Origin of the sequence: Anaplasma capra, from assembly GCF_025628805.1 — a bacterium.
GTDB lineage: Bacteria > Pseudomonadota > Alphaproteobacteria > Rickettsiales > Anaplasmataceae > Anaplasma > Anaplasma capra.
Map to the genome: position 1 here is coordinate 1 of NZ_JAOTBG010000003.1, position 20,438 is coordinate 20,438.

At 45.7% G+C, this 20,438-nt stretch carries 12 protein-coding genes and 2 tRNA genes; 11 read left to right on the plus strand and 3 right to left on the minus strand.

Annotated elements, in window-relative coordinates:
• On the minus strand, positions 1–53 hold a 53-nt coding region (locus OC187_RS04535), incomplete at its 3' end, for a 4Fe-4S binding protein (RefSeq protein WP_396124692.1).
• Between the two features lie 315 nt (positions 54–368).
• On the opposite strand from OC187_RS04535, the gene OC187_RS01105 reads away from it, so the two are divergent.
• The 4 genes from OC187_RS01105 (at position 369) to OC187_RS01120 (ending at position 13,364) form a co-directional block, all read left to right on the plus strand.
• Positions 369–1,139 (plus strand): hypothetical protein, encoded by a 771-nt coding sequence (locus OC187_RS01105; RefSeq protein WP_262998072.1) that lies wholly within the window; start codon positions 369–371, stop codon positions 1,137–1,139.
• A 671-nt stretch (positions 1,140–1,810) separates the two neighbouring features.
• Complete coding sequence (locus tag OC187_RS01110; RefSeq protein ID WP_263008502.1) at positions 1,811–8,713, plus strand: hypothetical protein; 6,903 nt, start codon at positions 1,811–1,813, stop codon at positions 8,711–8,713.
• Positions 8,714–8,836: 123 nt separating this feature from the next.
• Complete coding sequence (locus OC187_RS01115; protein WP_262998070.1) at positions 8,837–10,699, plus strand: hypothetical protein; 1,863 nt, start codon at positions 8,837–8,839, stop codon at positions 10,697–10,699.
• A gap of 535 nt (positions 10,700–11,234) precedes the next feature.
• Positions 11,235–13,364 (plus strand): hypothetical protein, encoded by a 2,130-nt coding sequence (locus OC187_RS01120; protein WP_262998069.1) that lies wholly within the window; start codon positions 11,235–11,237, stop codon positions 13,362–13,364.
• Here OC187_RS01120 and thiL read toward each other — a convergent pair.
• Entirely contained in the window at positions 13,333–14,430 is a 1,098-nt protein-coding gene (thiL, locus tag OC187_RS01125; RefSeq protein WP_262998068.1) for a thiamine-phosphate kinase, read from the minus strand. The two genes, OC187_RS01120 and thiL, sit on opposite strands and share 32 nt — an antisense overlap.
• A 137-nt stretch (positions 14,431–14,567) precedes the next feature.
• Here thiL and OC187_RS01130 point away from each other — a divergent pair, with 137 nt between their 5' ends.
• The 4 genes from OC187_RS01130 (at position 14,568) to OC187_RS01145 (ending at position 17,587) form a co-directional block, all read left to right on the plus strand.
• Positions 14,568–15,437, plus strand: a complete 870-nt coding sequence (locus tag OC187_RS01130) for a YihY/virulence factor BrkB family protein (RefSeq protein WP_262998067.1) — start codon at positions 14,568–14,570, stop codon at positions 15,435–15,437.
• A 159-nt stretch (positions 15,438–15,596) separates the two neighbouring features.
• The gene (gene bioA, locus OC187_RS01135) at positions 15,597–16,862 is read left to right on the plus strand and encodes an adenosylmethionine--8-amino-7-oxononanoate transaminase (protein ID WP_262998066.1); all 1,266 of its coding nucleotides are present in this window, start codon (positions 15,597–15,599) and stop codon (positions 16,860–16,862) included.
• A 209-nt stretch (positions 16,863–17,071) separates the two neighbouring features.
• A tRNA-Ser gene (locus tag OC187_RS01140) sits at positions 17,072–17,163 on the plus strand.
• A gap of 97 nt (positions 17,164–17,260) precedes the next feature.
• Entirely contained in the window at positions 17,261–17,587 is a 327-nt protein-coding gene (locus tag OC187_RS01145) for a DUF721 domain-containing protein (RefSeq protein ID WP_263008503.1), read from the plus strand.
• Between the two features lie 95 nt (positions 17,588–17,682).
• Here the strand turns inward: OC187_RS01145 and rsmA are convergent, their stop codons facing one another.
• Complete coding sequence (gene rsmA / locus OC187_RS01150; protein WP_262998064.1) at positions 17,683–18,489, minus strand: 16S rRNA (adenine(1518)-N(6)/adenine(1519)-N(6))-dimethyltransferase RsmA; 807 nt, start codon at positions 18,487–18,489, stop codon at positions 17,683–17,685.
• A gap of 118 nt (positions 18,490–18,607) precedes the next feature.
• On the opposite strand from rsmA, the gene OC187_RS01155 reads away from it, so the two are divergent.
• The 3 genes from OC187_RS01155 (at position 18,608) to OC187_RS01165 (ending at position 20,428) form a co-directional block, all read left to right on the plus strand.
• A tRNA-Thr gene (locus OC187_RS01155) sits at positions 18,608–18,681 on the plus strand.
• 22 nt (positions 18,682–18,703) lie between these two features.
• Positions 18,704–19,423, plus strand: coding sequence for a triosephosphate isomerase (locus tag OC187_RS01160; RefSeq protein WP_263008504.1), 720 nt, complete (start codon positions 18,704–18,706; stop codon positions 19,421–19,423).
• Between the two features lie 6 nt (positions 19,424–19,429).
• Positions 19,430–20,428: a TAXI family TRAP transporter solute-binding subunit gene (locus tag OC187_RS01165; RefSeq protein ID WP_262998062.1), complete on the plus strand. Its 999-nt coding sequence runs from the start codon at positions 19,430–19,432 to the stop codon at positions 20,426–20,428.
• Positions 20,429–20,438: the final 10 nt, after the last annotated feature.

A 20,438-nucleotide genomic window follows, 5' to 3' on the forward strand; every position in this document is an offset into this window, starting at 1 on the left:
GCATCAACTGGACAAGCCTCCTGACAAAAACCGCAGTATATGCACTTGGTCATGTGGCGGCCCGCAACTTGTTTTGCTGCTACCTTTGGGTGGGCATGGCGGCGCACCCACACTTTACTTTAATCAATAAATCTTATATACTGCTTTAGTTGAATTTCTTTTTAGGAATGCTCTTGCTTCTTGTGCTTCTGGAGAAGTATGAGAGGGATAAGGGAGAGAGTTGCCTGTTTGTTTCGTCAACGTAGATGTGCCGGAAACTTAATGCCTAGCTTTAAGTTATCTTCCAGATGTTGAGTGGGCTTTTGTCTTGTAAAACAGGTTGGGACACGGGCACTGCTGTACTTTAACTTAGTAATGTGTGGTTATAAGTGGAAAGAGTAAGTAAGGAAAATATAGCTCCACAACCCTCTGATCAAGAGGAAAAGAAGGGCCAAGCTTCTATAGGTGATACGTCTCCGGGGGAGGTTAAGGGATGGCCTTCAAGGAATGGAATAGGGGCTGTTTCTTATGTGGAGAGGGCTGCTTTGTTTCGCGACATTGATACCCTTATGCTGGTCTTCTTAACCAGCGCAACGTTCTGTGTTCTGGTGTATGGCTTTGTGAGTACTGCGCGTGCCGCTTCTGGGGGGATGATCTTCTTGGAGATCATGTTGTCCGCGTTGCTCGCCTTTGTGCTCGTTGCCTTACCTCTTAAAGCGCTCACCGATCCCAGTTGTTTTGATTTCAATGGTGAGGATTATCGTGTGCATTTTCAATACGATGAGGATCGTTGCGCAATAACAAATAGCAAAACCGATTCTGTGTCGTGTGGTTCTGTTTTGCTTTGCGCACTTTGTTTTAGTGCGCTTACTTACGCAATACTTTATGCTGCCGTCGGGCATGCTGTGTATTGTCTCATAGCGGCTACTGCGGTTTTTTTATTATCGAGCTTACCTCCACTGTTGATGTTGGTGACGAACCATCGGGGCACTGAAAATGCGGGTGCGCAGGTGTACGAGGTCAGCATAGCCGTGGATACTACTCCGAAAGATGAAGAGATCGATCCTCTTTCTGGCACGGAACCCGTGCCCGATACTTTGGTTTCAGAATCCAAAGCCATGCCTGCAGCAGAAGAGTACGGCCATATGGAGGTGGTGTAGGACTACCGGGTTATCGCCGTTTTTGTGGTATATAGGAGAGGGAGTCCCAGCAACATGCCGAATGCCCATTTGTATGGGGCATCACAACTTTCACCCGGATTCGCAAATCTTCTTTGTTACAACGTTCGGGACAAGTGATCGAGGTAAAATCTGGTAGCTGTGTATGAGTTACCACATTCTCGAGACGAGATAGCCGCGCTTCGTGGCTTGCCTCTATATGTAATTATTCAATATTTGGATATTTCCATCCATTCTTATTCACTACTGCGTTGCATGGGTTTTTTTGTCCTTTGTTTAGTGTATGCGCGCGGTATATGTTTTTCCATGCGTTCATTTTTTTCATCTAGCGTTACTTACATACCATTATAAAGTAACAGCCCTATTCCCTGTGAACCGCGTTCTATTGCCGTATAAATCCATCATCTAGTTTTTACAGCTCTCCCTAGAAAATCAGAGTGTAAATAGTTATGTGCATACTTGCAATTTTGGATATTTCATGATAAATAGTTAATGTATTTACGTTACATAGTATATGTTATTATAAGCGCATAAAATTTCTGGATCTTTCCTAAAAACGTTTCGTCGCTACATATCCTCATGTACCGCTATGCAACTATGTGCTGCGCTCGTTCCCGCAAGGACACAGCGCCGTTTTATTGTGTTTATTTATTGTGAAATATATGCCAGACGACTCTTCCCAAAGTTTACCCCATCTTAATAAAACTGACTCTGCAAGTGATTCTTCTACTATTCCCGTTGATGATCTGTCACCCGAACCTGCAGCTACTCATGATCCGTCACCAGAGTCTGCAGCTGCTCATGATCTATCACCAGAGTCTGCAGCTGCTCATGATCCGTTACCAGAGCCTGGAACTTCTCGTGATTTGGCCAATCCTGATGTAGTAGCCACAACATCGCGTACAAGAGTTTTGGCCGCTGTTGTTACAGCATCTGTACTTGCCGTTTTGCTTGCTTGTTTGGCGCTAACGATCTTGTACTTCGATAGCTTAGGGAAGTTCTTTGTTCCAGTTGTTGCTACTAGTCTAATCATATTTTTGGTTTGTATAGTCAAGTTTTGTACTGCTGCATCAACCGAAAGAACAATAGCTACAGCATCTGAGCTAGAAGAAAGTCGAGATTTGCAGCGGGAGGTTGCGCCGGAAATAAGCCAGGACTTGCAGCAAGGGGTTGTTACGCCGCAACGGGAGGAGTCAGATCAACCTGGGCAAGTGCAAGGCAGCTCACAGCCTCAAGATACGGCTGGGTCTGATACACGTGCTGTTGGCAGAGATAGTTCAGAAGCAACGCTAAGCAGGTCAGGTGGGACGAGTCAGAGCAGTGCAATAAGGACTGACCGCGAGCATGAGATGTCAGTATCCCCTACTAGTCTCTGTACAGATGGAGATTGTGGTGGTGTGTTACTCAGCTTTATTCCGGTTAAGAGATCTAGCATCAAGCAAAATGCAAGTACCCAAGGTGTTTTTGATATATGGAATAGCGGGCAGGAATTGCGCTCCCTAATGTTTTTTTCTTCACGCAAAAATACCCTCTACGTACTAGACCGTTGTGGTAACCCATTTAAGATCACTGACATGCGCGTTATGCCTCCTGGAGCGACAGATGAGGAAATATTGCAAGCGCGCAAATCACCCTATTGGGCCTTTATCCGGCCACGTTTTGGAAATAGGGGTATTGAAATTAAGGGTATGCATGTTGGCTATGACTGCGGACTGTGGACATTTGAGAGTACTTTTTCTTTCTCTTTGAGCTACAGAGGGAAAATTGAACACGTTATTAAGAGGATGACGTTTGGGCCTAATTTTCCCAATGCGAGCTCAAATGTAGAAATTAGGGTAGCGCTCCTAGCTAGGTATATTGCCCTACAGCGTAGCTTAGCGTCTGAGGTCCTAGAGGCACCTGTATTTACGCTGTCGGACGACCAAATAGCTGAGTTTATATACTCTCCTTCTGGAGCGAGGTTTGGGCGCGATATTTTAGACCATTATACAGCGTTTGAGGATACCGTATATTCAAGTCATAGGAGAATTTCTGAGGAAGACCGTGAGTTTTTGAAAAGTGCACTGAACGTTATTGATAGTTTTGGTGGGCAAGGGATTCCAAGCCAAGGGACGCCGGAAGGGACCATGTGCATGCTGTATCTCTTATCTGATGACGTCCCTCTTTCTTCTCTAATTGAACGTAACCCGCCCGAGTATAAGGAGAAGCAGTGTGTTAAGGATGCAGTTTGTTACTTTTTAGCTGATCAAGGCTTTAGAAGCGCATTAATAGCTATTGTGATGCGCAGAGCGTTGGCAGTCATGCGCAAGCTAGATGGCTCAGGTCTCGGATCAGAGAGGTGGGCAGATTCTCAATCGCCTGTATCTACTATGAAGCAACGGATTGAGAAAAAGATTCCTTTCATTTGTACAAAAATTCCCGGACTCATAGAGAGCGTCACTACCGCCGTGTTGGGATGTTGTCTGAGAGGTGGGAATACCAGTAATGATGCCAATGAGGACATAGTGTGCCAGCTGCTTGTCATGCGTAATTTTGCCGTGGCGGCAAGAAGAATGTTTCACAATGATAAAACTGCCAGTTGGGTGGAGACTCACGCACAATATTCACTGCTCTGTGACGAGACAGCCGACGCGGGACATATAAGGCCATTGCTTGTTGCATCTGCAGCGTCTACTCATAGCCGAAAAATGTTTGTGGGTAAACGCACGAAAGAGGACTTTTTCAAGGATGCTGTGCTGAAGTATAATGCAGGTCGGAAAATACCTATGGATCTTCGTGGGCGCATTGCAATTGCTGAGGATCATGTTCCCAAGATTAAAAACCTTGATGAAGTTGTTGCGCACACGGTTGCTTCCGAGCTTACGCGCATGCTTGGTAATGAGAGGGGGAATCCCTCTCTGATAGCATTTGAGTGTATTGCTGAAGATGTCAATCGGTATATCGCTGAATTTTTACGCGGGATAGATCCAGATTACACGCCTCCTCTTGCATCCATAATTTCCGGCAGGGTTCAAGGTATGTTTTGTCCGATGGGAGTCCAAGGTCTTACCATAGCAGGCAGCGTGCCCCGCGAGCTTCTTGATGTTTTGGTTACATTGTATCCTGCGCAACACAGTGAAAAATCCGCTCATAGCACTCTACCCGTGAGTGCAGAGGGTACAGAATCGGTGGTGAGTCAGCAGCAGCCGGTGTCGCCCCCTTCTCCACAGGCTGTACGCAGGGGTAGTGAATCTGCGGAAGATGAGCAGCAACACAGTGAAAAATCCGCTCATAGCACTCTACCCGTGAGTGCAGAGGGTACAGAATCGGTGGTGAGTCAGCAGCAGCCGGTGTCGCCCCCTTCTCCACAGGCTGTACGCAGGGGTAGTGAATCTGCGGGAGAGGACTTTTTCGAAGATGTATTGCTTAGCTTTGTTATGGTTGAGACGACTCGGATTCATGTATCCCAATTTGAAGCCGCTCCTCGCGTTTTTAGCATGTTGCAAGGTACGGAGCCAGTACGTAGTCCGGAATTTCTGGTCATAGGCGGCGACAAGATCTATATGCTTGCTCAGGCCCAAGACGGTGACGTCCATCTCTTCAAGTGTAGCGGAATTACTAGACGCTGCGTAACAATGAGAGGCAGTTCTTCAATTGGAGGAGATGCATGGGTTTGCGTACGGTTCTCAGGTATCCTACCAGAGTCCGTAACCGGCATAATGCATAGAGCTTTTAGATACACTGTGGCCGGGAAAAACTGCGCTTTACGCATGACAGATAGCGATGCGAGCGCGCGTGAGTTTGCAAATGATATTAAACTGTACGTTCTCAAGCCTACTGCACCTGCACCATTGAATGAAAAGGTGACAAAGGGGTACTTTAGTAGATACTTAGGGCTGCAACGCCAATTGATACTTGATTTTTACAACCACAGTCGGCAATCATTGGGACAAGCGCCGTTGTCTGTGTTGCCTACATCTGAGTTAGAGCAATTCCTGCCGGAATTCATGAATAGCCCCGTGGGTCTGAATTTTGCTAGTGATCTTACGTATTATAATGAAAACTTTTCAGAGGCTTTGCAGAAAGGCGATTCAATAGGGCTCAGCGGGGAAGATCACGCATTTCTTGTTAGCGCACTATCTGCTCTTTCTCAGGTAGATCAGCAGGCCTTGCAGTTCAACACAGGTGTCCCTACAGAAGTTATGTGTAGTATATACACTTTCTCGGGTGGCACATTGCCTTTCAGCGCGAGCGGCGCCAGAGTTCTCAACCAGGGCTTGACGGAACTAGTATGTGGATTTCTGGGTAATCAAGCTTTCAGGAGGGCGCTTGTATCCCGTGCTTTACAAGAGGTAATTGCTTCGTATGGCAGTGGGGAAGACTCTGGAATCTCGCAAATTTGTGCTTGCATTCCCGGAGTTGTTGAAAGTGCCAAGATCGTATTAGAGGCGTTCGGATTCCAGGGGAGTGCAAAGCAGTGCGGTACTACAGACAATCCAGGGATGCAAGCACAAATGCACATTATTCCTGGTTTTAGTGAGACAGGGCCAGGAGTCACCTCCGCTTTTATGAGAGAGGGAATTCTAAAACTTCATGATTTTGTAACTTCCGAGCCCCTTGGAAATGATAGCGTTGCGTACATGCAATCTGCGTTGTTGGCTGCGAATTCAACTGCCGCTTTAGCCCTAGCAAGACAAGAGCAGGGTGCTGGCACTGATCATGCAGCCGTGATTTCTAAATTGCCTGATAGCTCGTCCTATCGAGATCTCAGTGTTCGTATGTGTTCTACTAGGATTAAGGAGTGTATATCTGAGCTTCGGTATGAGCACTTAGAGGAGGTGATTGCCAATGCTTTCGCTTCTGAAGTCAGCTCCATGCTAGGTCGCACGCAGCAGTGCTCTAAGGACGCGCTTACCGGAATTTCGCGCAATACTGACATTTTCACGGTCAAACTACTTACGAATCGCGCGCATAGCGCCACATATGACGACTTTTCCCTAGCTTCTGCTTTAGGGTTGGGGTTCACAGAAAATTTTGCGGCGTGCAACCCAAGGGTTATTGGTGCTTCAGCTAATTTGCGTGATGGATTAGGAAAACATGCATTTTGCTCCCATATAAGCTTCTTTGAAACTGCTTCTCAAAAAGTAACAGATGCTGCGGCATCTCAAGATCGTCAACAAGTTGCAGGGAATGCTGATTATTTGTCTAGTACCATTTCTGCAGGGAGTAGCAAATCAGACGAGGCTGACGCCGAACCAGCGGTGATAAAATTTGCGGAGGCACCTGGTCACGTTACGGCCGCATTAGCTTCTGAAGAGGATATATCGCGTGGGGAATTCCCTGAATTTCCAACACATGCTACAGCAGGGGATACTTTGTCTGACGGGGCTTCTACGGCCAGTACGTCGAGGTCTGCGTCTAATTCAAGTTTGGGTGATTCCGCGCTTATGGAACCTCTATCCTTGAATGCTTCATCTGCAGATTCTGTGGGATCCTCTTTCACAGAGCGAATTGGTACTACAGCTTTGCCACAAGGTTCCGCATCAGCTTTAGGGAGTTCTATTCCCCCTCATGAAGCACCGCGCACCATTTTGGATATATCTTCAACTAGCGCTGCACAAAGCACGCCTTCAGATCATGCAATGCGTTTACATGGAGAAGGTGCTGCGAGTGTATCCAAGATGAACGCGCAGCGTTTTACCAGCAGGGATGCCCTAAAGGAGAGTGATAACACTAATAGTTTTCGCATTTTGTTGGTTTTGACAGAGTTCGATCCTGACAAGCTACAAGATACAAACCCCATAAAACAGAAAATGCTGGTAGGTGCTGCAAATTTCAATAGTGAAATAAGGTTTTATCAGCAACGTGTTGAGGGTGCTAGTTATGGAATAGAAACTTTTTGCACGATGTATGGTCGGAGTTTTAGAGTTTCTTCGAAGGCACACGCCATACCTCCAAGCAGACACATTAGTTCTGTTATGAACAGCATCGACTACTCTCCGAGAGACACTATCATTGTCGTTCAAGCCCCTAAAATGCGAAGTGGAACTTCGCCAGTGGATGGCACATTAGCTTTTTGTGGGCAGGAATTTGACATTAAAGATTTAAAATTTCCTGCCGTACATAAGGCGGATTACCATTCATTCATGCTTATGATGCTATATGGCTATATTAGCTACAGTGGAGGTGAAGACCGGCTTGGTTGCAGGTCCTTTGACACGTATATAAGACTGCAACAACAGCTCGTAAGTGATTTTGCCGCATCCTCTGAAGAGCGCGGCGATGCACTAATTCCTGCAGGAGAAGAAATTACCAGATTTATCAGTTCACCTGCAGGTTCAAGGATTGTCAACGACGTTTCAAATTATGTGCAATTGTTTCTTGATGTGTGCGCAGCAATGCCGGAATCAGATGCTAAGGAATTTCTTGATGCTGTCATCAAGAGTGTGCTCACTCTCGGTGAGCAGAAGGGTGATGCGGACCAGGGAACTCCAGCTGAGACCCTATGTGCGCTACATGCGCTCTCATCTGCGCACTATATTCCCACTGCGTCGGCACGAAATGAAAATGCGATTATCAGCAAATTTCTTTCTGATGATGAGTTTGGTCTTGCCCTTATCATGGCAACAGCGGAATCGTTGGTTACTTCAATGCTGAAGATTGCGGAAGATGCGAGAGACCATGGCATAACACCAAGTGTGAAGAGCATTACTCCCAGAGAGTTGCCGCAGATTTGTTTGTGTATTCCCGGGTTATTAGCCAGTGTTTTTGAGCTATTACGTGAACTCATGATCAATGTTGAGGGCGGTGACAGACTGCACGCAAATATACTGAACCAGTTGAGTATTGTAACGCAGGCCCATTGTTTGCAGGAAGGCAGCTCAGACGAGCCCACACCTTCTATGATAAAGAGCATTAGGGCAGATGATATGTTAGATCAAAACGAGATTTCGCATGTACGTAATGCGGTTACGGTACTTGCAAAGAGGAAAGCAATTGAGAGCGTTAAAAATTCTGCAGATCAAAAAGCATGCGCACCGAGTAAAGAAGATCTTTACGACGATATTATAAACGGTTTCCTCGAAGGGTCCGGTAAAGTTCCTGATGTTGCAAAATGTGAGCAACTTATAGGGGAATCTGTGGCTTATCTATCAACGGATAGGGAGCACATAGAAGAACTGGTTGCAGATTCTGTAGCACGTAGAGTCTCCAGTAAGTTCCTTAAAAGTGGCACTCCATTTTCTGGTGGTATGGTGGGTTTTATGAATGCACTAAAGGGCCGCTTTCTGAGACACGAACCTTTGAGTGATATAGAGTCATTTGCGGATGATGTGAAGGCCTGTAGCAGTGATGTCATCAGCAAATTCCTTGCGGAAGGGAGAGAGATTTTAAGGGAAGGATTTTTCCCAAGTGTCATGAGCAATTATGTACACGTTCAGTCCGAAATTGAAAGGGAGACTTCCCCTTGCGCAGTGTCAGTGTATATGCCTGTACACCAGAGTGATTTGGCTGCGACATTGCAGCCAGGTAAAGGGGTATCCAGTGCGCTGACAAATACCTCTATGCAGTCGCGATGAGCGATCGGCTCTGATTTAAAAATCCACAAAACATACATGCTTCGCGCTTGTGGTGCGCGGCTCTCTGATTTTTCGAGATACGCGCTTTTCATGTTTTAGCTTCTTGAGAATGAGTATAAGTTTATGACAAATGATTCAGTAAAATTTCAAAGTTCTGCACGGCCACATACCAGAGCAGAAAACATTGCACACCTATTTAGGGCTGGAGAAGCAGCTATTGACGGTGATATGGCGCGAGATTGCTTGATCATTACTCTGAAACCTGTTGATGTTAAGGATATTGATGACACAGATGCCGCGCTTAAAGCAGAAATGCTGGAAAGCATTGCAAATGTTGGAGGTAATGCGCTACGCAATACAAGGCCAGAAGTCAAATTCTATGTTCCTTCACGTGAAGGAGGCCACAAAAAGATATATTGCAATCTGCATCAAAGCTTTTTTCAAGTTGTTTCTTACGATGTTGCGCACACAGGGCAGAGCCTACCTCCTGTACCCAAAGGGGTTGTACACATGGTGTTGTGGCTAAATCTTTTTATGAGGGGAGCAAGTGTTGCTCCGGCATCTAATGATCAACTTGCCGAAATTATAAGTGCGTTTCCGGAAGGATTTCGCATTCCTGTTACAACCCGAGCTGACAACAAACATGGCCTACTGGGACTGATGCTGCTTGGAAAAATCGAAGATATGCTAAGTGAAGATGGCATGGTCGCCATTTATGCTGAAATTCAGTTACGGAAGTTCAAGGAGTACTTGCGCTCATTCTACGGACATGATGCTGACGACCCGTTAGGTGGTAATCATAAAGATGCAATTGCTGCGTATATTGAAAATGGTGGGGGCAACAGAGCTATTGCAGATAGTGTAGGCTGTCAAGCTGTTTTTATGATATTTTTCTCTGCTGCCGCCGCTGCGTACGTTTTGGGGTCTACTACAAGGTCTGTTAATGACTACCTGCGGCTTATGGATAAGTTGTTTGCGGTATCGGCAGAGCGCGATATACCAGACGAAATATTAGAGAAAAATTGTACAGAATTGTCGGTTATGGCTGCGCTACACATGCTTGCTTACTCGCAGACTAAGTTCACTAAGGATTTGACTGACTTAAGTCTGCAAAAAGAGATAGTTACCATGTTGTTGCACGATACAAATCTGAGAACTGCGGTAGTATTTGGCGCTGTGAGAGAGGCGTTCGATGTACTTGAACGAAGTCCCGATGAGCCTGTAGATCACGCAACTTTTACGCAGCGCTTTCCGCAATTGGCGCTTGGAACCGCAGGACTACCTGAAAGCATACGTGCAATTTGCCAGGTATTGTACTCATCTAGTGGGCTACAAGATGCCAGCAAAAATGTAATGACTCAGCTATGTGCTGTTACAGAATTTCATGATGCGGTCATGCCTAGTATTGGTCGTAGCTCCATTGATAAGCGTTCAATCTTATTAAATGATGCAGTTAAAGGTGTTATAGCTAGCGATCCGGATGTGGGTCTTGCCATAATGGCAATGGCAATGGCTCAGTCTAGACGGAGTGGTAATTCTGATATCGAAGGTCTATGCGAAGATCTGGTAGAGAACAGAGTTGAGGAACTGCGTTCCATGTCTGCGGACGAGAGGCTGGCCCTCATAAGAGATTCTGTTGAGCATCTTAGCCGACCAGATTTAGAAACACTTGTTGCAGCTACTGTTGCGTATATTTCAAGTATGTTTATCGCAGCACGGCAATGTTCCTATGGTGCTTCAGACGGTGAAGGTATTATTGATGTACTGAAGATGCGCAATGATGCAATTATTGATATATGCATAACCAGAGACAGTAACCTTGATGCATTCTTTCTCTCTCTAGTGCCTGAAACCCTGTGTCATAGTGCCGGTGGTGTGGTGGTGAATTCGAGGCGTAGTATGCTCAGATTTCCCGATACCCTTCCCACTTATGTTAGTGATATCACTTCCGTTGAAAGCCAACCAGGTCCTAGTATAGAGAGATAACGCGTAGGGGGTGTAGCGGGGGTTCATTACTCACCAGAAATGAGTGACATGCTTGGGGTTTTTTGGCCTCAAGACATACATAGCCTGGGGCCGTATTTTTGTCCGTTAGGGCCGTAGTAAAGAAGTAGTCGGTGGTCAGTTCGGTGATTTTGTTTATTAGCAGAATTATGTTGAATATTGACAGCTAAATTGTGCCCCAGGTGGTGGATGCGTTGGCCAGGCCCTAAGGTAGACTATGGGGATCAGCACTTAGGGATAAACTGGTCTGTGCACGGTATATAGCTTGCTCTAATTCCAAATGTACCCAACTCTATGCATGTCGAGCGCGTTTCTTGCGAAAAAGGTGGACTTGGAACCCGCTCAGCAATAATCTGCGTATGGTTACATGTCAATAAGTCTGTGCACAAGTACGTGCGCTTTCGGCCTAGGATGTTTTTTGCTTGATGTGGAGTGTGTATGGAAAGAGCTCCAGTTAGTGCGTTCTTCTGTGCTGCAGTTATCGTGGTACGCATGGCATAAACAGGTTCAGTAGTTAATGTCCAATCAGTTTAGCTGCGGCGTTGCCTTGCATAGCGCTGTCGTTACACATGATTCAGACAGCAGCCGTAGCTCTAGTGTACTAAAAACTACGGCTCTGGTGACGGTTACAGTAGGCATTCTTGTCTTGCTGCAATGGATAGAAATGGCATTGGTAGTCAGAATCGTGCTAGCCGTTACCACTGTTTTTTGTGCATTGTTTGCATATGCACATGTAGCTCGAGCAGTGGACCGGGGTTCTACAGAACCTGCAAGATTGCCCTTGGAGGCGGTAACTGCTCCTCTTGAGGGACGCTTGTGTTATCGAAATTCAGATAGCTCTGCCTCTACCGTAGCCGATTTTCCTGCTTGCGTCGATCAATCCGTTCAACAGGAGATTGGGGACGCGGACAATCGCTTATCTGAAATGAAAGATATACTTTACAAATTTGGCATTCGTGAAATATGTGATGGTCAGTCTGCCGACCACACAATTTTAACTCTAAGCTATTGCGGCAAATTCTGCGATGTGATGTCTCAAGCACTGCCAAGGAGTGACGCCTGCGTGGCGTTTTACTTGAACAAGCAACAGGAAATCCTGTGCGTGTTGGGGGAGGGGGTTTTCAGGGTTGATGTGTTGGCCTCGCGACGTTCGAGGCCTGCTGCACCTGGAAGCATTCAAATTGTTTTGCGTGCAAAATTTCCTCAGGGCATGCACGTAACGCGGCAAGAGGCAAAGTTCAGGCGTAGTGGACCAAATCAAGCTAAGCTTGTGTACCCACTAAAAGTTGAGGTTACGCCGGAAAATCTACTTTTAGCGATGATAGAATCTGGTGTTTGCTCTAGAAAAATTGGGGGATTGGAAGCACTAAGAAGCTACCTGGAGTTTTACTCGCGCTCATTTCTAAGTGGTACCTCTGGTTACTCAAGTAGGTACCGTGAGGGAAGATGCAGTAGGCTTACACAGGGCCCCTCATTGCAGATGCCCAATGGTACCAAAATGGCAAGATTTATGCATGATATTATTGAGCATAAGAGGGCATTTAAACGACTTTTAACATCTGAATCCATTACAAAATTAGAAAAGAAATTCCTAGATAGCACTTTGAGGTCTTCTGATACATATGGTGCTGAGGCTGCAAGCACAGAAGGCACTTCCCTTGAATTTATATCTGCATTATACGCGCTAACGTGTACGCACGAACAGTTCTTCAAGGACTTAGATAGTCCGCACTATAAGCGGGAAGTAATCCTGAAATTCCTTACTGACAAGAACCTAAGAGTTGCAATGGTAATAAGAACGTTAAATGCAACATATAAAGCGATCAGGAGAATTAAGAAAAAAGGGGCTCATGCGGCGATTGATTCGATAATCAATGAGGGAGCTATCGAAAGGGATCTACCATATCTATGCAGGCAATTGCCTGCACTGTTTGAAAGTGTATATGCCATTTTACTCACAATTTCGTGTAGCTTCGTTCACAGCGGAGATTGTGATACATCTTTACTCAAGTGGTTTAATGTCGTTCCAGGATTTGGGACGGCGAAGGCTGATGATGTAGTAAAATTGGTCAGTAGATGTGCGGAATTGTGTGGCATAACATCCACTGATTCGGGATGTGAGCTCTTTCTAATAGCAGCAGAAATTGTAGCCAAGCTGGAACTGGGCGGTGACCCATTTTTGGGTGATTCAATCCCAAAAGCCATTCAAGCGCTGTTGAAGATGTCTGAAGGCGAAGATGGCCGACATTTAGTGGTACTGAAAACCTCGTTGGCAAAGTTAAGCGACGATAGCCTCAGGCAGGTAGTTGCTTTTGCGGTGGCTTGCGAAATTGCTGACTTGGTTGCTCAGAGGGGAGAATGCTCTATCTCCGCGTTAAGTGATATTTTCGGCCCCGAAATAAATTCCCAAGCGATTCTGGGGGTATTGGATAGCGTTGGAGAATGCCCCGGTTTTTTTGCATCGCTCATGTCTGAGGTTGTGTACGTACACTATCCCCCCTTGGATTATGAGTTAATTGGTATGCGATCTTCCTTGGCAGCTACAGAACAGCCTTCTTCCTTGATGGATTCGGGGGGAGGTCCCGTTACTGGCAAAGAATCTGCACTGACGCGACCTAAAATCGGTGTTGGTACCCGCGATCGGTAAAGCGCGTGATGTTGCCATAATTGTCGTATACCCTAACCCCGGGCTGCTCCGTCACTATTCCTATTTCAGTAATCTTAACATTAATATCTGCTGCTATAAGCATGATTTTTTCGCGATTTTCTACTGCAGCGGTGAAGGCTAGCTCATAATCATCTCCTCCGCTTAGGATACGTTCTGCCAATTTGGGATTGTGTTGTAGTACGTGACGGGCTTCGTTAGAAACTGGTACCTTGTTCATTTCTAGGATTGCACCTACATTGGACAGCTGGCATATATGTTCTATGTCTTGAATCAATCCGTCTGAGATATCTATACATGCGGAAGCTATGCCACATATTTTTCTCCCCAGGGAAACTCTAGGTTCCGGCAAGTCGTACCTGCGCTTTAAGTAGCCGCACTCTCCAGCTATTAAGCCCTGGTAGGCCATTAATCCTAAAGTAGAATCCCCTATATTACCGCTTACATACAGTAAATCTCCAATTTGTGCTTTAGATCTTGTCATACTACATGTGTCTGGGATGCCCATGGCTGTGACGCTTATGGTAATTGCACCTGTACCGTTAGATGTTGTATCACCACCAATCAGGTCTATGGCGTAGGTTTCGTTATCCTCTTTTAGCCCCTCACTAAATTGTTTCCACCACTCTTCAGTGATTCCCTGAGGTAGCGAAAGGCCAAGTAAATAGGCATGCGGCCTGGCCCCCATTGCCGCAATATCGGATAGGTTAACCCTTAATGCCTTTTGCGCCAGTAGTCTGGGGTTGCTAGAGCGGAGGAAGTGTATTCCCTCCACTATCATATCCTGTGTTACTATAAATGATTTATTAGGAGAGGATACCTGCGCTGCATCATCGTTTTCGGTTCTGAATCCACTGCGCATCAGAGGACGTATGTATTTTTCTATGCATGAGAACTCATGTGTACCCGAAGCACCAGACATCACCGAAGGTACAGCATTTTGGTAAGTGGCCACTGAGCTGTGTCCTCTGTGTAATAACTGTATAACGATCTGATGTGCTCTAAATTCATCTCCATGCGTAAACTTATCATGATTCAGGTTAAACACGCGCTACCACTCTACTTTATAGCGAGTAAATCTCTAAGTCATTTACTATTAGTATTGTTAAATTTTTTATTGCCAGACTTTCGGGTTAAGCAACAAGGTTGTTTTCTTGCAAAATACACCGAATAATATAGGGGTTTATGGGTTTGGTAAGTGTTTTGTGTGTGTACGGGTTCTGTGCTGCAGTTTTTGGAAAGATAGGTTCATTCGTAAAGTGCGCAGGTCTGGCTGTCGCAGATTTTCGTAGGCATGATGGGTTAGTATACTCGGGGTACTTGTCATTTATTCTACTTCTCTCCGCCTTTCCGTTTCTTGTGTTCTTCACTGCTATCACTTCCACGGCATTGCATATGCTGGATAAGCAGGAGGATTTTTTGCGAGTGCTAGTAAATTCGCTGCTCAGTGAACTGCCGCACGAGACGATATCTGCGCTTTTACCTAGAATCAACGAAATACTATCAGGGCCACCGCAGAGTCTACTAACTGTAGCTATAATAGGAATAGTGTGGACCGCTTCTTCAGCCATAGAAGGCATGAGAACTGTGCTTAACAAGGCATTTAGGGTGTCCGCCCCGCCGCCATACATTCTGGGTAGGATGCTGAGTATTCTGCAGTTTCTGGTGATAATCCTAATGATGATGCTCAGTGTGTTGTTTATAGTCTTGGTGCCCATCATTCTTGATGTGCTTGATAGGCGCTGGGGGTATTGGAGTTACATAAAATATACTGTCAGCGAAGCCGTGCTGTGCCTCTCTGTCGCGTTTATGTATTTTATAGTGCCAAATACTAGGCAACGCATCGGAATTGTACTTCCGGGAGCGATTGTGGTCACTGTGTTATGGACTTTATCTTCATTCACCTTCTCTTGGTATCTATCGAATTTTAAAGTGCTGCATACAATGTACGGCAATCTCTCTGGTATTGTCGCGTCCATGATGTTTTTCTACATACTCAGCATCTTTTTTATCTATGGGGCAGAGTTGAGCTACAGGTTATCCAGGCGATGCTAGTCAGCCCCTAGTTCGCGCTGATTGCTGCAGGCTTTCGTTAATACCCGAGGAATTTTTTCAAATGGCTTCCCAGACACTATGCAATTTATTAGAATGCTGGGGGTTTGCTTGTTGGCACAATTGCTTTGAAATAGGCTGTGGTTCGAGTTAGTTATATGTATGTTTGAAAATCTTTGGTTGCCCTACAGCAGTACGCAGCCACCAGTTGCTGCTGTAAAGGTTGTATCTGGCAGTGGATGCTATTTGCAATTGGAGAGTGGCAAAAAGCTGTTAGACGGAATATCTAGTTGGTGGAGTGTATGCCACGGGTATTCGCATCCCTACATAGTTGAAAAAATGCGCGAGCAGGTAGGGAAGCTTTCTCACGTTATGCTGTGCTCCGGCTTGGTTCATGAAGGGGCCAGCACGCTTGCTTCTCGGCTCATAGCGTTGTCGCCACGCGGGTTGCACAAGGTTTTCTTTGCTGACTCTGGATCCATGGCTGTGGAAGTTGCAATGAAAATCGCTGTACAATACTGGCGCACAATCGGCAAACCACAAAAAACAGGTTTTATAGCGTTCAAACACGCATATCACGGCGATAGCATGGGGTGCATGTCAGTTTCTGATCCTGCTGCTATACATGGTCTGTTTTCTGGCTACTATCAGGCTCAGCACTTATTTGATTTACCAGTAAATGAGCGTGATGTTATTGCACTACAACACGCAGTGGAGCGGATTGCCCACAAAGTTGCTGCGATAATAGTTGAACCAATCTTGCAGGCTGCTGGGGGGATGCGAATTTATTCTCCAGATACGCTTGCGCTACTACGAAAGTTAGCAAAGGAAAATGGCATTCTCTTCATCGCAGATGAGGTGGCAACTGGTTTTGGTAGAGTTGGTACCATGTTTGCATGCGAACAGGCGGGAATTTTGCCTGACGTCATGGTGCTAGGCAAGGCTATTACTGGCGGGATGTGCCCGTTATCGGCAACTCTAGTGTCCTCAGAGGTCTGCGAGCCGTTTGAGTTGCATGGTGAAAAGCTAATGCATGGTAACACTTTTGCAGCGAATCCTCTGGCGTGCGCTGCTGCGAACGCCTCGCTGGACTTGTTTGAAGATGGGTCGCTGATAAATAGGGTTAAGGTGATTGAAAAACGCCTGAAGCACGGATTAAAGCCGCTTGAGAATTTAGGTTATGTTCATAATATCAGGGTCAAGGGGGCAGCTGCTGCCATGGAGATAGAGCAAGATTACTCCGATTGTCTCCAAGAGGGTTTCTTGGAGAGACTGATGGGCTTCGAAATCTGGATTAGACCAATCAAGAATACGGTGTACTTAATGCCACCCTTCGTGATCTCTGATGCAGAGCTTGATCACCTCCTGAACTCTGTGTGTGCCCTTGTATGCGATTCTAGAAGACACCTGGAGTTGTTAACTACCTAGCACTTTGGCTCCTATTGATTGGTCAAGTTGCGTGCGGCGGTGACGTGCCAAGGTTGGTTGAGAGCGCGAATTCTGATGAGCGTGCTCGTCGCATATGCAATATGTGCTCGTGATATATCTATTGCACTGGTAGAAACGTGCGCAGGTATATTGAGTGATTACTATTGATATTTTACGGGAAATGGAGAATAATCCTCCAGTTCCCGGCGGGAGAGGTGGCCGAGAGGCTGAAGGCGGCGGTTTGCTAAACCGTTATACAAGTAACATTGTATCGAGGGTTCGAATCCCTCTCTCTCCGCCATCCTGAAGGCGTCGTATGTTTTTGGTGTCTCGATATCGACTCTGCGGTAAGATGGGGGCACCTGTTCCAGTTGCGTTAGTTCACTAACTGAGAAAGTATGCATCTTTTGACAAGAAAACGTGGGTGCAGGAGCATAAGATCTGTGATGGAAAGCTTCGTATTACAAAAATGCGATACATGGCGGCTGAGCAAAACAGAGATTCGTATAATGCTCAATTGGAAAGACATAGTGGGGGTAGGAATTGCGGAACTTGCGCAACCAGATAGAGTGGCCTTTTCTAAAGACAATTCCGGAGTATTGTATCTACGTGTTAACAACGGCGGACACGCGACGTTTATTCAATACGCGGTGCCGGGTATTATTGAAAGAATTTCCGTGTATTTTGGCTTTAAGGCCATATCGTCAATAAAAATTAGGCAGTAACTTTTTGAACTTAGATCGTTAGCACATCATGGGAAAAGCGATTCCTACCCATGGACAGTGCACCATTGTCATACTGGGAGTCCGGGACTGCGGCACTATGCAGGCTGGTATTGTCGGGATTGCAGAAAGTTTGACACTTCACAGAGTTGTTTAATAGATAAATTTTCTGCCCTTATAGAAGGTGATACCTTACATACTTCAAGTAATTCATCAAATTCTTGGGCAGAGAGCTCCAACGAGTTGCGCATGGTCTTGCGCTTGTAGTTAAAGATCTTTCTAAGTACCTTGGTCGCATATGAGTAATCTACTGGAAAGCGCGTTGTTCCCAGAGGCGTGATGTTCACCACAGATGAATGAACCTTCGGAGAGGGAGAAAACATGCCGGGATGCAGGTCTTCTACCTTTTCTACATCACATAGCAATTGTACAAGAGCGGAAAGTGACGAATAACTTTTAGTGCTGGGTTTGGCTACCAGCCTGTCGGCAACCTCTTTCTGGAACATTAGAGTCAGCCCTTCGAAATGGTGTATGTATTGCAGCATTTTTAGTAAGAGAGTTACAGATATGTTGTATGGCAAATTGGCAATCATCTTACTTGGCGCTGAGATGAGTGTGTTCAGGTCTATATCTAAAACATCGCACTGTACGTATCTATAATTTGGATATTTTGCCATTAGACTCTCGTGTATACGCAAGAGTCTGCGGTCTTTCTCAATTGACACGAGGCTTTTTGCTTTGCTCTTCAAAATCGCTTCGGACATAATTCCAAGCCCAGGACCAACTTCTATTATGTTGCGTCCCTCTATGTCTCCGGCGTGGGAGACTATTCTTTCAGCTATAGAAGATTCTAAGATAAAATGCTGCCCTAACGATTTACGGGCCTTATGTTTGAGGACGCACATCCCACAATACAGCTCCAAAATCACCAATGAAACGGCTTAAATTAAGCTTTTGACTTTTATCCTAACACGTATATCATTCTACCACTAGCTGTTTTTGGGCTTGGTTTCTTGCGTGTTAGCCGGCTTAGCTTTAACTGGTAGAGCGCCTGACTTGTAATCAGGGGGTTGTCGGTTCGAGTCCGGCAGCCGGCTCTCTGTACCTCTTGTGGAGCTTATGTCCTTTCTTGTCGTGGCCAATTGGAAGATGGGTGGGAACGCAGTTTTGTTGCAAGATTTCCTCACCGCAATAGGTGGCCGCTTTGCGTTGAGTAGGAGCTCAATTGAGATAGTAATATGCCCTCCCTTCACTGCGATGTTGGCATTTCACTCCATAAACTCATCAGTTAAACTCGGTGCGCAGAACTGCTTTTTTAGGGCAGATAAGGGCTGCACAGGCGAGATAAGCGCCAAAATGCTGAAGGAATGCGGGTGTGACTATGTAATTCTTGGACATTCTGATAGACGTGGCGGGCTTGGTGAAAAAAATTCAGATGTTAGACTCAAAGCTGAAGTTGCAATAGAGGAGGGTATTATACCGATTATCTGCATGGGTGAGACGCTTGAGGAAAGGCGTGATGGTATATCTGGAGATGTACTGATTGAACAATGTAATGAATGTCTTCCTAAGTATGGAGAGTTTGTGATCGCATATGAGCCTATTTGGGCTATAGGAGGCTTGGACATTCCTGATTTAGATGTCATAAAGGAATCTTTTGATATCATACAATCTCACAGTCCGGTGGCGTGTCCCATACTCTATGGTGGGTCAGTGAACCAAGACAACGTGCGCGTTCTCAAGTCTGAAATTTGTAACCTGTCAGGTGTGCTAGTCGGAAGTGCAGGAACAAAAATTGATGCGTTTTGCGGTGTCATAAGCAATTTGTTAGAGTTGTAGGTTTTTATGTTTCGAGTGATAGTTGCTGGATTCATCACAGTTTGTAGCTGCTCTTTTTTGTTATTTGGTAGACCAGCTTTTTCTGGACCTCAGAGGAGTTTCATATTGATTGGGTCAGGGTCCATGACCAATGTGTACTATTCCATAGGTGGTGGGGTGTGTAAATTTGCTGTGCTGGGCTATAGCGAGGCAGACACATCTGGGCGGCAGCTAGTTTGCTCTACTTCTACAACTGCTGGCAGCGTTTATAATTTGAATTCCATACGCAGGGGTGCCATGGACATAGGCGTTGCCCAATCCGATATAGGGTATCGCGCATATGTTGGGGATGATATACATTCTGACATCCCGCCCATGAGTAACCTAAGACTGCTGGCTTCCATGCACAGGGAATATCTTACAATAGTGGTGCGAAGAGATTCAGGCATTAATGCCATTGATGATATAAAAGGCAAGAGGATCAACATAGGGGCGCCGGGTACGGGGGTTAGGGCTGCTGTACTCAACCTATTTAAGGTTAAGAAATGGACTACTGGAGATTTTCTTGTCGCATCTGACCTTAGATCTTCTGAGCAGGTACAAGCACTATGTGATGGCAAGATAGATGTAATCACAGACTTTGTTGGGCATCCAAACGCTGGTATGCAGGAAGCTTCAGCAACTTGTGATGCCGTTACTATTCCTCTAGATAGTAGCTTGATAGCAGCACTTGTGGAAAAATACCCGTACTACGATGCCGGTGTAATACCTGGACACATGTACAAAAATAATTCAGAGGACGTGAGTACGATATCAGTGCGAGCTTCCATGTACGCCACTACGGCTTTATCGGATGATATAGCGTATACAGTAGTGAAGTCTATAGCATCAAATATTGACAGATTCCGTGAGCTTAGCGGTGCTCTTGCGGGGTTTAAAGTTGAAGACTTACTGACCGGTGAAAGTACGGTTCCTCTGCACGATGGCGCGACCAGATTCTACAAAGAAGTGGGTATGCTGAAATAGCAAGGTAGTC

Bases quoted from the DNA above. Each gene is read 5' to 3' on its own strand.
- OC187_RS01115 (WP_262998070.1), top strand. From the start codon at position 8,837: ATGACAAATGATTCAGTAAAATTTCAAAGTTCTGCACGGCCACATACC.
- OC187_RS01120 (WP_262998069.1), top strand. From the start codon at position 11,235: ATGTCCAATCAGTTTAGCTGCGGCGTTGCCTTGCATAGCGCTGTCGTT.
- OC187_RS01130 (WP_262998067.1), top strand. From the start codon at position 14,568: ATGGGTTTGGTAAGTGTTTTGTGTGTGTACGGGTTCTGTGCTGCAGTT.
- bioA (WP_262998066.1), top strand. From the start codon at position 15,597: ATGTTTGAAAATCTTTGGTTGCCCTACAGCAGTACGCAGCCACCAGTT.
- OC187_RS01145 (WP_263008503.1), top strand. From the start codon at position 17,261: ATGCATCTTTTGACAAGAAAACGTGGGTGCAGGAGCATAAGATCTGTG.
- rsmA (WP_262998064.1), bottom strand. From the start codon at position 18,489: ATGTGCGTCCTCAAACATAAGGCCCGTAAATCGTTAGGGCAGCATTTT.
- OC187_RS01160 (WP_263008504.1), top strand. From the start codon at position 18,704: ATGTCCTTTCTTGTCGTGGCCAATTGGAAGATGGGTGGGAACGCAGTT.
- OC187_RS01165 (WP_262998062.1), top strand. From the start codon at position 19,430: ATGTTTCGAGTGATAGTTGCTGGATTCATCACAGTTTGTAGCTGCTCT.